The sequence below is a fragment of the Ruania alkalisoli genome (assembly GCF_014960965.1).
Classification (GTDB): domain Bacteria; phylum Actinomycetota; class Actinomycetes; order Actinomycetales; family Beutenbergiaceae; genus Ruania; species Ruania alkalisoli.
Window position 1 is genome coordinate 2,334,588 of sequence record NZ_CP063169.1, and the last position, 12,622, is coordinate 2,347,209.

At 66.9% G+C, this 12,622-nt stretch carries 11 protein-coding genes; 6 read left to right on the top strand and 5 right to left on the bottom strand.

Annotated features, from left to right (window positions below; all coding sequences use genetic code 11):
• On the top strand, positions 1-1,953 hold the full coding sequence (gene pknB, locus IM660_RS10420; protein ID WP_193495285.1) for a Stk1 family PASTA domain-containing Ser/Thr kinase: 1,953 nt from the start codon (positions 1-3) through the stop codon (positions 1,951-1,953).
• A gap of 25 nt (positions 1,954-1,978) precedes the next feature.
• Here the strand turns inward: pknB and IM660_RS10425 are convergent, their stop codons facing one another.
• The 3 genes from IM660_RS10425 to IM660_RS10435 all read right to left on the bottom strand — a co-directional run bounded on the left by IM660_RS10425 (position 1,979) and on the right by IM660_RS10435 (position 5,347).
• Positions 1,979-2,620, bottom strand: coding sequence for a molybdopterin-dependent oxidoreductase (locus tag IM660_RS10425; protein ID WP_246464894.1), 642 nt, complete (start codon positions 2,618-2,620; stop codon positions 1,979-1,981).
• A 1-nt stretch (position 2,621) separates the two neighbouring features.
• Positions 2,622-3,974, bottom strand: coding sequence for a class II 3-deoxy-7-phosphoheptulonate synthase (locus IM660_RS10430; RefSeq protein WP_193495286.1), 1,353 nt, complete (start codon positions 3,972-3,974; stop codon positions 2,622-2,624).
• Positions 3,975-4,108: 134 nt separating this feature from the next.
• Positions 4,109-5,347: a pyrophosphate--fructose-6-phosphate 1-phosphotransferase gene (locus IM660_RS10435; RefSeq protein WP_193495288.1), complete on the bottom strand. Its 1,239-nt coding sequence runs from the start codon at positions 5,345-5,347 to the stop codon at positions 4,109-4,111.
• Between the two features lie 172 nt (positions 5,348-5,519).
• On the opposite strand from IM660_RS10435, the gene IM660_RS10440 reads away from it, so the two are divergent.
• The 4 genes from IM660_RS10440 to IM660_RS10455 all read left to right on the top strand — a co-directional run bounded on the left by IM660_RS10440 (position 5,520) and on the right by IM660_RS10455 (position 10,153).
• Positions 5,520-5,978 carry a hypothetical protein gene (locus IM660_RS10440; protein ID WP_193495290.1) on the top strand — a complete coding sequence of 153 codons (459 nt, stop codon included), beginning with the start codon at positions 5,520-5,522 and terminating at the stop codon, positions 5,976-5,978.
• Between the two features lie 67 nt (positions 5,979-6,045).
• On the top strand, positions 6,046-7,854 hold the full coding sequence (locus tag IM660_RS10445; RefSeq protein WP_193495291.1) for an AMP-dependent synthetase/ligase: 1,809 nt from the start codon (positions 6,046-6,048) through the stop codon (positions 7,852-7,854).
• Positions 7,855-7,918: 64 nt separating this feature from the next.
• Positions 7,919-9,832, top strand: a complete 1,914-nt coding sequence (locus IM660_RS10450; protein WP_246464895.1) for a DEDD exonuclease domain-containing protein — start codon at positions 7,919-7,921, stop codon at positions 9,830-9,832.
• Positions 9,833-9,871: 39 nt separating this feature from the next.
• A complete protein-coding gene (locus IM660_RS10455; protein ID WP_193499346.1) occupies positions 9,872-10,153 on the top strand; it encodes an Lrp/AsnC family transcriptional regulator in 282 nt (93 codons plus the stop codon).
• 36 nt (positions 10,154-10,189) lie between these two features.
• Here IM660_RS10455 and trpD read toward each other — a convergent pair whose 3' ends face one another.
• Positions 10,190-11,269, bottom strand: coding sequence for an anthranilate phosphoribosyltransferase (gene trpD, locus IM660_RS10460; protein WP_246464896.1), 1,080 nt, complete (start codon positions 11,267-11,269; stop codon positions 10,190-10,192).
• The gene (locus IM660_RS10465) at positions 11,266-11,688 is read right to left on the bottom strand and encodes a response regulator (RefSeq protein ID WP_193495294.1); all 423 of its coding nucleotides are present in this window, start codon (positions 11,686-11,688) and stop codon (positions 11,266-11,268) included. Before IM660_RS10465 ends, trpD begins: the two co-directional genes overlap by 4 nt.
• A gap of 275 nt (positions 11,689-11,963) precedes the next feature.
• Between IM660_RS10465 and ctaE the strand changes: the two genes are divergently transcribed.
• Positions 11,964-12,599: an aa3-type cytochrome oxidase subunit III gene (gene ctaE, locus IM660_RS10470; protein ID WP_193495296.1), complete on the top strand. Its 636-nt coding sequence runs from the start codon at positions 11,964-11,966 to the stop codon at positions 12,597-12,599.
• Positions 12,600-12,622 lie beyond the last annotated feature (23 nt).

Below are 12,622 nucleotides of genomic sequence, written 5' to 3' on the forward strand. Positions count from 1 at the left end.
ATGGCTACCACTGTCGCCGACCCGCTGATCGGCCGCCTGGTCGACAGCAGGTACGAGATCACCGCGCGCGTCGCACGCGGTGGCATGGCGACCGTCTACCAAGCGCTCGACCGTCGCCTCGACCGAGTCGTCGCGCTCAAGGTCATGCACGCCCACCTCGCGGAGGGAACCGACGTCGCGGCACGGTTCCGGAGGGAAGCGCGAGCTGCTGCCCGGTTGGCCCATCCCGGTGTTGTCGGGGTCTATGACCAGGGCAGCGCCGACGAACTGAACTACCTCACCATGGAGTTCGTTGACGGCACCAACCTGCGTGCGGTGCTACGTCGTCGTGGGGCACTACCGGTCGGGGACGCGCTGCGCTACACCGAGCACGTCCTGAGCGCACTCGCCGCCGCCCACCATGCCGGCCTGGTGCATCGCGACGTCAAGCCCGAGAACATCCTCGTGGCACGCAGCGGTGAAGTGAAGGTGGCTGACTTCGGGCTCGCGCGTGCAGTCACTGAGGCGACGGCGGCCTCGACCGGCAGCCTGCTCGGTACCGTCGCCTACCTCTCTCCTGAGATCGTGACCTCGGGTGCGGCTGATGCCAGGGCGGACGTGTACGCCGTCGGAGCCATGCTCTACGAGATGCTGACGGGTCGGCAGCCGTTCCTTGGTGAAACCCCGATCCAGGTCGCCTATCAGCACGTCCATGATGACGTCCCCGACCCCTCCGAATCGGTCCGATGGCTCCCGCTCGACATCGATGATCTCGTCCACGCGTTCACGGCACGGGATCCACAAGACCGGCCGGCTGACGCCGGAGCCGCGCTCACCCTCCTACGCAGGACCAGAGAGGGGATGGACGTCCACCAGCTCGAGCTCCGCGCGGATGTGGACGGAGTAGATACCTCGGTCGAGGACCCGGTCGTGACGGCGACTGTTCCTGCAACGGACTCCGTCGTCAGCGATCACGCCGGAGATCAGTCGACCACAGGACTGGAGCAGACCGGCACCGTCGCCCTCCCGATCGGCGCAGTGACGGTTGCCGAACCCGGTCGGCCCGCCCGCCGCCGGGTCCGTCGCCGGCGCGGTCTCGGCCTCGCTCTCATCCTGATCCTCCTGCTGGGCGCCGCAGGTGCGGGCGTCTGGTGGTATCAGACCATCGGACCGGGCGCCTACGCGGCTGTCCCCCCGGTGTCGGGTATGACCGAGTCCGATGCACTGGGCCTGCTGGAAACCGCCGGGTTCGCCCCACGCACGACCGCAGCGTTCTCTGACGACGTCCCTCAGGGGCGCGTGATCGCCACCGATCCGCAGGCCGGCACCGACCTCATCCGCGACGGCGAGGTCGTCGTGGTGGTCTCGCGGGGGGTGGAGATGCTCATCGTGCCCGAGGTGGTCGGCGGGACCGAGCAGGAGGCTGTCCGCGCGATCACCGACGCGGGTTTCACCGTCGATGATCCGGTCGAGCGTGTCTATTCCCAGGATGCCGAGGCCGGCACGGTCATCGCGTCATCTCCTGAGGAGGGCGAGGAGGTGGCGCATGACACCCCGGTTGTGCTCACCGTCTCCGACGGGCCCGAACCCATCGTGATCCCCAACGTCGTCGGGGCGGCCGAGGAGACCGCTGTCTCTGAGCTAGATGCCGCAGGCGCCGCCGTACAGATCGACGGGCGCGTGCACGATGACGAGGTGGCAGAGGGTCACGTTCTCACGCAGGATCCTGTGGCCGGAGACGGACATCGCGGGGATCTGGTCATGCTCACCGTCTCGCTCGGCCCTGAGCTCGTCGAAGTGCCCGACGTCTACGCAGAGCAGTACGACGTGGCCGCAGCCGCACTCGAGGAGCTGGGCTTCGTCGTCGAGCGGGAGAACGTCCTCGGTGGCGTCTTCGGCACGGTCAGGTCGCAGTCGGTTGAGGCAGGCGCGATGCAGCCGCGAGGAACTGTGATCGTACTCAGCGTGGTGTGACCAGGTTCAGCAGGTTGCCAGGTGGTCAACCGAGGGGCTCGCCCGGCCGCGGCCCGTCCTCTTGGTAGGCGTAGCGTTCCTGACGCCACGCGTCACCGCGTCGATGGTAGCCACGCTGCTCCCAGAACCCGAGCTCGGCTGAACCGTCCGTCAGATAGTTCCAGCCGCGTACCCACTTCGGTCCCTTCCACGTGTACAGGTGAGGGACGATCAACCGCATCGGTGCACCGCGTTCGTGAGGTAGCGGTTCTCCGTTCATGTGCGTAGCGAGCAGCGTCCGCGCAGAAAGCAGGTCGTCCACCTGCAGATTGGCGGCGTAGCCGAACTCCGCGAACACCAGGACATAGCGCACGTCCACGGCCGGCGGCGCCAGCTCGAGTACGTCCGCCGCTCGCGGACCCGCCCAACGCTGATCGAGTGCCGACCAGCGAGTGGCGCAGTGCATGTCCGCCACGATCTCGTGCACCGGAAGGCGCGCGAGATCGGACCAGTCGAAGACGTGCTCGTGGCCGGTCGCCGTCGATCCACCCACGGTGAACGCCCAGCGGTCGGGCCGGGGTCGAGGGACGGGCCCGTAGTGCATCAGCTCCGGCTCGGACCGCCAGCGCTGCCCTGGCGGAAGCACTCGGTCGAGCGGAGCATCCCGCCCTTCACCACGCCCCACCACCTCAGGCTCCTCGGAGCATCTCCGCGACCAGGAAAGCCATCTCGAGGGACTGCTGGTGGTTCAGTCGCGGATCCACCAGCGTCTCGTACCGCCTGGTCAGGGCATGGTCGTCGATCTCTTCGCTGCCGCCGAGCACCTCCGTCACGTCGGAACCGGTGAGCTCCACGTGCAGACCACCTGGGACAGTGCCGAGAGAGCGGTGCACCTCGAAGAATCCCCGCACCTCCTCGATGACGTCACCGAACCGGCGCGTCTTGTAGCCGGTCGCGGAGGTGATGCCGTTGCCGTGCATGGGATCGCACACCCATGTGACCGGGCGCCCATCGGCGGTGACGCCTTCCACCAGTGCTGGTAGCACATCCCGAATCTTCGAAGCGCCCATTCGTGTGATAAAGGTGAGACGACCGGGTTCACCATCAGGGTTGAGGCGGTCGATCAACGAGAGCGCGTCCTCGACGGTACTGGTGGGGCCCAGCTTGACCCCGATCGGATTGCGCACCCGGGCGAAGAAGTCGACGTGGGCACCGTCCAGTTGACGCGTCCGCTCGCCGATCCAGAGGAAGTGTGCCGAGCAGTCGTATGGCTGCCCAGTGCGCGAGTCGATCCGCGTCAGAGGGCGCTCGTAGTCCAGCAGCAGACCTTCGTGGCTGGAGAAGAACTCCACTGTCCGCAACGCGTCGAAGTCAGCACCAGCGGCAGCCATGAACCGGATCGCCCGATCGATCTCGCCGGCGAAGGCGTCGTACTGAGCGTACGCCGGGTTCTCCATGAATCCCCGGTTCCACTCGTGCACCCGCCGCAGGTCGGCAAAGCCGCCCTGGGTGAATGCCCGGATCAGATTCAGCGTGGTCGCGGAGTTGTGATACGCATCCAGCAATCGCTGTGGATCCGGTACGCGCGCCTTCTCGGTGAAGTCGTAGCCGTTGATGATGTCACCACGATAGGCGGGCAACGTCACGCCGTCGCGGGACTCGGTATCCGAACTCCGAGGCTTGGCGTACTGTCCCGCCATCCGGCCCATCTTGACGATCGGCATGCTGGCGCCGTACGTCAGGACGACCGCCATCTGCAGAATCGTCTTGACCTTGTCGCGGATATTGTCGGCGGTGAGCTCGCTGAAGGTCTCCGCGCAATCCCCGCCTTGGAGCAAGAACGCCTCCCCGCGAGAAGCGGATGCAAGCAGTTCACGCAACCGGTCCGCCTCTCCGGCGAACACCAACGGCGGTGACGTCTCCAGGCGGTCAGTGGCCGCATGCAGGGCCTCCGGGTCCGGCCAGTGTGGCTGCTGGCGAGCCGGAAGCTCGCGCCACTGCTCGAGACCGGACAGGACGGCTGGATCATGAAGGACGCTCACGCGCCCCAGGATACGTGCGACGGCGGCCGGACCCGAATCACAGAAGTCTCCCCTGTCCACCGGCCGCCACGTGCGGTGCCCGGATCGTACGTCCGGGCACCCGGACATCGCACGTGATCACGGTTGGGCAGCCCTCAGTGGCCAGTGGTTTCCGCGGGCACGAGCGGCTGGCCGATCTGAGCGAGCAGGTCGACGAACCAGCCGGCGGAGACGTCGAAAGCCTTCCCTCCACCGATCCTCGGGAACGCGATCGCGGTCAGCTGGTCACCGTTCTCCTCGTCGTGCCCGATCACGCCCGACTCCCCCGCCATCGCCGTGTCGACGGCAAGGTCTGTCATGGAACGGATCAGCGCGAGATCCTCCTCGTTCGCGGGCGCGGATCGCGAGAAGTAGCCGGACTTCTGCACCATCACCTTCTCGGCACCGATCAGCTCGGCGAACTGCTTGGCGAACCACGCACCCGGATTGATGGTGTCGAGCATGACGTGACCGAAAGGATCCCGCTTGACCTCCTCGCCCGCAGCTTCCAGCTCAGCCACGATCTCCGGCACACCAGCACCCTCGGAGAGGAAGATGTTGACGTTGCCGACCTCATCCATGATCGCGCGCAAGCGGGTGGCCTCTGCCTGCAGGTCGATCTTCAACTCGGGTAGCAGGACCGCGTGGATATCCCACCGCTCCTGGGTCAGGCCCAGCGCCGGGTTCCACGTCTGCTCCTGCCACCAGCTGCGGTAATCCCGCGCAGCCGCCGCCGTCAGCCACCCGCAGTGACGACCCATCACCTCGTGCACGATCAGCATGCGGGGGTTGGACCGGTGCTCGCCAATGATGTTCTGGGCAAAACGGGACGCCTGCTGAGCCGCCGTGGTCGCACCCAGCGACTGCCGGATCGGCACGATGTCGTTGTCGATCGTCTTGGGCAGGCCGACAACGGTCAGGTGGTAGTCGTTCTGCTCCAGATACGCGGCCAGGTCAGCAGCGGTGGTGTTGGTGTCGTCACCACCGATCGTGTGGAGCACGTCCACGCCGTCGGAGCGCAGTCGCTCTGCAGCCACCTGCAGCGGATCCTCGCCCTCGTTGACCAAACCTCGCTTGACGAGATCCTTGGCGTTGGTGAGTTTCACCCGGCTGTTCCCGATCGGTGAACCTCCGAATCTGTCCAGCACGTCGATCGCCTCACGCGCGGCCTCGTCGACGACGACGTAATTCCCTGTCAGCAACCCGTGGTAGCCGTATTGGTAGGCGATGATCTCCGCATCCGGGAGAACGTCTCCGTAGCGACGCACCAACCCCGCAACGGCAGCGGACAGGCAGGGCGCGAATCCGCCCGCGGTAAGCAGTGCGATCCGGCGGATCGGAGCGTTCTGTGACATTCTCGACCTTTCGATGAGGGTGGGGCGGCACATGGACCGTGCTTCGCTCGGTTCCGTCTCTCATGCTACTGATCGCCGCGTCGCCCTCAGGTTCGCTACCGGCACCGACACCACCCGGCTCCGCCACCCGTGGGCGCTCGTCGCCACGGCAGCCGCGCCGTACAGTGGAGACATGCCCGAGCCCGATCCCGACGAGCGTGAGCCAGGGCGCTCGTCACCGCAACCGTCCGACCGCGAGGTCGAGCGGCGATGGGCCGAGTTGACCGCCCAACTGGGCGACCTCGGCACTCAGGAGAATGCCAAGGACGACCACGAGCCCGTCGCCGGTGCGGACGAGACCGGTGCTGCGCCGTCGGGGCCCCGGGACTACGAGGTGGCCGAGGACGGTGAGGAGACGGGCTTCGTCCCCCCGGACCCGCCCCCGCTGCGCGGGAGCGACCCGCTGCCGACTCTGGCGTGGCTGGCCGCCCTCGGCGGCCCGGTGGCAACGGTGATTTTCCTGATCGTCTGGCCTTCAGCACCCTCATGGGTGTACCTGGCGGCTATCATGGGATCTGTCGTCGGTTGGTTGGTCCTGCTGTGGCGGATGCCCCGCTCGCGCGACGACTCCGACGACGGTGCCGTCGTCTGACCGCACATCTGTGTGCTCACGGTTTACAGTGTGGGCACTCGTCACGTCTCTGCCGAAGGAGCCAGCCATGAATGAGGTCGACGTCCCGCTGATGGTCACCACGCCCGATGAGCTGGCGATTCCTGATCTCTTGGTCGACTGGGCCTCGCAGGATCCGCAGCGCGTGCTGCTCGAGCTGCCTGACAGTGGGAGCTGGACACCCGTCACTGCGAAGGAGCTGCACGAGCAGGTGCTCGGCGTGGCGCGGGGCCTGATCGCCGGAGGGATGCAGGCAGGTGACAGGGTAGCGATCCTGTCACGCACCCGTGCCGAGTGGACGATCGCCGATTTCGCGATCTGGTACGCCGGGGGCGTGACCGTCCCGATCTACGAGACGTCCTCGGTCGAGCAGGCCGCGTGGATCCTGTCCGACTCCAAGGCGCGACGGGTCTTCGCCGAGACCGCTGAGCTCGCCGCACTCGCCCGGGAGGCCGCCGGAGAGTCCGGCCTCGACGACGTCTGGGTATTCGACGACGGCGCCCTCGACCAGCTCACCGCCAACGGTTCCGATGTCACATCCGATGCCGTGCGCGAGCGGTACGACGCCCTCCGGCTCGCCGATCTGGCGACGATCATCTACACGTCGGGCACCACGGGGCTGCCCAAGGGGGTCGCGCTCAGCCACGGCAACTTCGTCGAGCTCGCGCGCAACGCGTGCGCCGCGCTGGGCAAGGAGATCCTGCACGACAATGCGCGCACGTTGTTGTTCATGCCACTGGCTCACGTCTTCGCGAGGTTCGTCTCGGTCCTGACGATCTGCGCTGGTGTACCCATCGGTCACGTAGGAGATCCGACGACGCTCCTGACGCACATCGGCGCGTTCCGGCCGACCTTCATCCTCTCCGTCCCCCGGGTCTTCGAGAAGGTCTACAACTCCTCTGAGCAGAAGGCTGCCGCCGGCGGAAAGCTCAAGATCTTCCAGTGGGCGGCTGGGGTGTCCACGGCCTACTCGCGCTCGCTGGACGCCGGCGGTCCCGGGTTCGCCCTGCGCACCAAGTACGCACTCGCGGACAAACTCGTGCTGCACAAGATCCGGGCAGCCCTTGGTGGCCAGGTCGAGTTCGCGATCTCCGGCGGCGCACCGCTCGGCGAGCGGCTGGGCCACTTCTTCCGTGGAGTCGGCGTCACGGTGCTCGAGGGCTACGGTCTTACAGAGACCACAGCCCCGGTCTCTGTGAACGTCCCCGCCCGTTCGAAGATCGGGACTGTCGGTCCCCCACTACCGGGGATCAGCCTGCGGATCGCGGACGACGACGAGATCCTGGCGAAGGGCATCGCCGTCTTCGGTCGCTACCACGACAACGCCGAGGCCACTGCCGAGGCGTTCACCGACGGCTGGTTCCGTACCGGTGACCTAGGTGCGATCGACGAGGACGGCTACCTGCGCATCACCGGCCGGAAGAAGGAGATCATCGTCACCGCCGGAGGGAAGAACGTCATTCCCTCACAGTTGGAGGACAAGATTCGGGCGCATGCTCTCGTCAGCCAGTGCGTCGTGATCGGTGATCAGCAGCCGTTCGTCGCGGCGCTGCTCACCCTCGACGCCGAGATGCTGCCGACGTGGCTGTCGAACCAGGGCCTGCCAGAGATGCCGGTCCACGAGGCCGCCCAGCACCCACAGGTCAACGAAGCACTTCAGTCCGCGATCGACCACGCCAACGCCTCGGTCTCGCGGGCAGAATCGGTACGAAAGTTCGAGATTCTCACCGATGACTTCACCGTGGCCGACTATCTGACCCCGAAAATGAGTGTGAAGCGGTCACTCGTGCTGGCCGACTACGCCGAGACGATCGAGGCGCTCTACGCCAAGGCCGCAGCGGAGCGCACGGGCAACTGAGCTGGCCTCGGCGGCGGGGTGTCGCCAGCGGTGATGTCACCGGTGGCGCGTAGCGTGCCCGGTGATGATCGAGAACCTGCTTCGTCCCGCCGTCGGCGGGCGGTTGCTGCAGCCTGAGGACCCCCGTGCGGCCATGGCCGCCGGCGCCCGTCCGGTGCAGCTGGGCCTCGACGAGATCGGGACGCCGTTGGTGGAGGCGACCTTCGTCGTCGTCGACCTGGAGACCACGGGCGGCTCACCGAGGGAGAGCGCCATCACCGAGATCGGTGCGGTCAAGGTGCGCGGCGGTGAAACGGTCGGCGAGTTCCAGACCCTGGTCAACCCCGGAACGGGTATCCCTCCCACGATCACGGTGCTGACCGGAATCACGAATGCGATGGTGACGTCGGCGCCGCGGATTGCCGAGGTGCTTCCAGCCTTCCTGGAGTTCTCCCGCGGCGCGATCCTGGTGGCCCACAATGCGAGGTTCGACGTCGGCTTCCTCCGTGCTGCGTGCGAACAGATGGACCTGCCCTGGCCCCGACCGCAGATTGTCGACACCGTGGCCTTGGCGCGCAGGGTGGTCACCAGGGACGAGTCCCCCAACCACAAGCTGGCGAGTCTGGCGCGTCTATTCGGATCTGTGACGGCCCCGGACCACCGTGCCCTGACGGACGCACGCGCCACGGTCGATGTCCTGCACGGGCTCCTGAGCCGGATGGCGGGGCTCGGCGTCACACATGTGGAGGACCTGACCACCGCTGCCGATCCCGTACCTGCGACACGCCGTCGCAAAGCCAGTCTCGCAGACGGTCTCCCGACCGGACCGGGCGTCTATCAGTTTCTCGGCCCTTCTGGCGATGTGCTCTACGTCGGTACCGCCGTCAACCTGCGCCGGCGTGTCCGTAGCTACTTCACAGCGGCTGAGAAGCGACGACGGATCGCCGAGATGATCGATCTGGCCACCGCGGTCAGACCGGTGCCGTGCGCGACAGAGCTCGAGGCCGCCGTGCGGGAGCTGCGGGCGATAGCGACCTACCGGCCGCCGTACAACAGGCGTTCCCGTTCCCCCGAGAAGCAGCCCTGGGTGCGTCTGACCGATGAACCACACCCTCGGCTGTCCATCGTCCGGCATGTCCCGGCCGAGGCGGCCAGCCGCGCGATCGGCCCGTTCAGCTCCCGTAGCCAGGCCGAGCTGGCAGTCGCCGCGATCGTGGCCGCTACCGGACTGCGTACCTGTAGCCAGCGGCTACCCGCCACGCCACGTCCGTCCGCATCAGCGTGCGTGCTCGCCGAGATGGGCTCGTGCGTGGCGCCGTGCGTGCGCGAGACGTCCGAGTACGCCGCACGAGCGAAACGGGCAGAGGCTGCCCTGAGCGGCGATGCGTCCGGCGTTGTCGCGGCCGCCAGAGCAACCATCGTGCGACTGTCCCGGCATCAACGGTACGAGGAGGCCGCGCGGCGGCGAGACGAGCTGGTTGCCTACCTCCGGGCCGCATCCCGCACCGAACGGCACGACGGGATACGCGCAGCGCGCCAGCTGATCGCGGCCCGGCGCCATTCCGGCGGCGGCTGGGAACTGCTGCTCCTGCGGTATGGACGATTTGCCGGTACAGCCGTCAGCGGCCGCGGTGCTCCCGTCATGGGTGTGGTGCGGACGCTCGCCGCGAGCGGTGAGGATGTCAGCCCACCCGCAGGCCGTCCGGGTGCTGCCACCGCCGAGGAGACCGAACTGGTCCTGCGCTGGCTGGAACGCCCCGGAACACGACTGGTCGAGCTCGACTGCGGTGAGACCGGCACAGCCACAGGAATGGGCTGGGCGCTTCCGTTGCGCGGCGCCTCGGCGCTCCTGCCGCGGCTTCAGGAGCTCATCGTCAGTCAGACTGAGCAGGGTGTACTGGAACCGGGAAGCGACGGCGTCGCCTCCGGTCCCGCCGGCGGTTCCCCGTCCGCTGTGGTGGCCCGGCCTGCCACCAGGGGTGCCTCAGGCGCGGCATGATGGGTGAACCGATCCACTCAACCCATGAAGGAGTCGCACATGATCACGGCGATCGTCCACATCGACGTTGAAGCCGACCGAATCCCGGAAGTCGCCGCACAGGTGGCCGAACTTCCGGGCGTCACCGAGGCCTACTCGACTACAGGCGACGTCGACATCATCGCTGTCGTGCGGGTCGCCCAGCACGACATGCTGGCGGACGTCATCGCGGATCGGGTCTCCAAGGTCAGCGGTGTGGTGCGCACCCGGACTTACATCGCATTCCAGGCATACTCACAGCACGATCTGGAAGCGGCATTCGCCCTCGGTCTGGACGACTAGCACGATGCGCGTGCCTGGAACCGCCGCTCAGCACGCCTAGTCCTGGGACGAGTTGCCAGCCGCACTGGCGCGCACCCAACGTGCCAGTGCCTCGCTCGCCGCACCGTCATCGATCGCGCGCTGCGCGACCTCCACACCGGCAGCGAGCCGATCGACGAGCGAACCCTCGGCCGTACCGGGGGCTCCGCCGTGGGCCACCAGCCCAGCAGCGGCGTTCAGCACGACGGCATCACGTACCGGCCCCAGCGCACCGGCGAGCAGCTCACGGGCCACCCGCGCGTTCACCTGCGCGTCCCCGCCACGGATGTCGTCCAGGGAAGCCCGTGGCATACCGAAGGCGCTCGTGGCATCCAGCTCGTGCTCGCGTACCTGCCCGTCGACGGCCTCCCAGATGCGGACGGGGGCAGTCGTGGCGAGCTCGTCGAGTCCGTCCTCACTGCGGAACACCAGTGCGCGGGTTCCCCGTTCGGCGAGCACACCGGCCATGATCGGAGCCATCCGGAGATCACCGACTCCGATCGCTCCGGACCGGGGCCGGGCGGGGTTGGTGAGTGGACCGAGCACGTTGAACGCTGTAGGGACCCCGAGGCCGCTCCGTGTCGTCGCGGCGTACCGGAAGCTCGGATGGAAGACCCGTGCGAACAGGAAGGTGATCCCGGCCTGGTCAGCGACTCGCTCCACGTCCTCCGGGGTGAGATCGAGCCGGACACCGAGTTCTTCCAGGACGTCCGCTGAACCGGAGGCCGACGACGCCGCCCGATTACCGTGCTTGACCACCCGTACCCCTGCACCGGCTACGACAAGAGCCGCCATCGTCGAGATGTTGACGCTGCGGTGGCGATCTCCCCCGGTGCCCACGATGTCCACGGCATCCTGGTCGATCGTGACGGGCAGCGCATGCCGGAGCATCGCCTCCGCGAGTCCCGTGACCTCGGCGACAGTCTCTCCCTTGGCTCGCAACGCCACGAGGAATCCGCCGAGTGCAATCGGTTCGCTGTTTCCGGACATGACTTGATCCATGACCCAAGCGGTATCGACAGCGCTCAGATCCTCCCCCGCCACCAGCCGGGTGATCAGATCCGGCCAACTTGGACCGGACAGCGTGGCCGCCGTCACCGGCGACGCACGAGATCGGCGACGGTCTCCTGCAAGGTGATCGGATCCAGCGGCATGGACACCACCGCGTCGGCCTCGGACCAGGACGCCAACCATGCATCCTGCGGCCGGGCGATCAGTAGCAGGACGGGTGGGCACTGATAGATCTCGGTCTTGAGAGATCGGCACAAGCCCATTCCACCGAACTTCGCTGACTCCCCGTCGAGGATCACCAGGTCGTAACGGCCGTTCTCCACGTAATCCACGACCGCCGCCGGCGTGGCTGTCTCCTGCCACAGGATCCGTGGACTGTCGATCGAAGCCCGCCGTCCCACGCCGGTCAGCACCAGCTCGCGGGTGGTGGAGTCGTCGCTGTACAGCAGCACCGACACCGTCTCTTCAGCCTCGGGAGCCCTTGCTTCGTGCTGCACGGCGGTCATGCTGATCCTTCCGTCCCGGGCGCTGGGCCCGCACCATCGTGGTCCACCATCATCCTAGCCTCCGACGCGCCGAGCCGATCCCGGCTGCGCCGATCACGGGACGTCGTCACGCGCCTGACTCGGCGGGTCCGGATACGACGTTCGCCAGGTATCCGTCATCTCGTCCGACCGGACGACGCGCCGACAGATCACGTTTCGCCTACGATTCCGCCAGTCCAGCAGATGAAGCCGTTCTCCGGTGTCCATCACGCCTCCAGAACCGCCATAATGTCTGCGTGTCGTCTGCAACCTCCACCCCGCACCTGGCGGTGAACCGACCCAACCTCACACAGGTGGGCACCATCGTGTGGCTCTCGTCTGAGCTCATGTTCTTCGCCGGGCTGTTCGCGATGTACTTCACCCACCGATCGGTCGCCGGACCGGAGGTGTGGAACGAGGGCTACGAGTTCCTCAACATCACGTTCTCCGGGATCAACACGGTGATCCTGGTGCTCAGTTCGGTCACCTGTCAGTTGGGCGTGTGGGCGGCCGAGCGATTCCAGCCCGTGCGGACGGGCTCACTGTTCCAAGTGTCCAAGTGGGGCATGCAGGAGTGGTACATCCTGACGTACCTCATGGGCGCCACCTTCATCGCCGGCCAGGTGTATGAGTACGCCGAGCTCGCTCACATGGGTCTCACCCTGCAGAACTCCACATACGGCTCCGTCTTCTATCTCGCCACCGGTTTCCACGGCCTGCACGTGATCGGCGGACTCATCGCGTTCCTGTTCGTGCTGCTGCGCTCGTTCTCTGCACACCGATTCGGTGAGCATGAAGCGACGACTGCCTTGGTCGTCTCCTACTACTGGCACTTCGTGGACGCTGTGTGGATCGTCCTCTTCGGCGTCATCTACTTGCTCCCCATGCTCTGACGCAGACCTGCGCAACCCACCGT

Excerpts from the sequence above, each read along its gene's own strand:
- pknB (WP_193495285.1), top strand. The coding sequence starts at position 1 with ATGGCTACCACTGTCGCCGACCCGCTGATCGGCCGCCTGGTCGACAGC.
- IM660_RS10435 (WP_193495288.1), bottom strand. The coding sequence starts at position 5,347 with ATGTCACAGAACGCTCCGATCCGCCGGATCGCACTGCTTACCGCGGGC.
- IM660_RS10440 (WP_193495290.1), top strand. The coding sequence starts at position 5,520 with ATGCCCGAGCCCGATCCCGACGAGCGTGAGCCAGGGCGCTCGTCACCG.
- IM660_RS10445 (WP_193495291.1), top strand. The coding sequence starts at position 6,046 with ATGAATGAGGTCGACGTCCCGCTGATGGTCACCACGCCCGATGAGCTG.
- IM660_RS10450 (WP_246464895.1), top strand. The coding sequence starts at position 7,919 with ATGATCGAGAACCTGCTTCGTCCCGCCGTCGGCGGGCGGTTGCTGCAG.
- IM660_RS10455 (WP_193499346.1), top strand. The coding sequence starts at position 9,872 with ATGATCACGGCGATCGTCCACATCGACGTTGAAGCCGACCGAATCCCG.
- IM660_RS10465 (WP_193495294.1), bottom strand. The coding sequence starts at position 11,688 with ATGACCGCCGTGCAGCACGAAGCAAGGGCTCCCGAGGCTGAAGAGACG.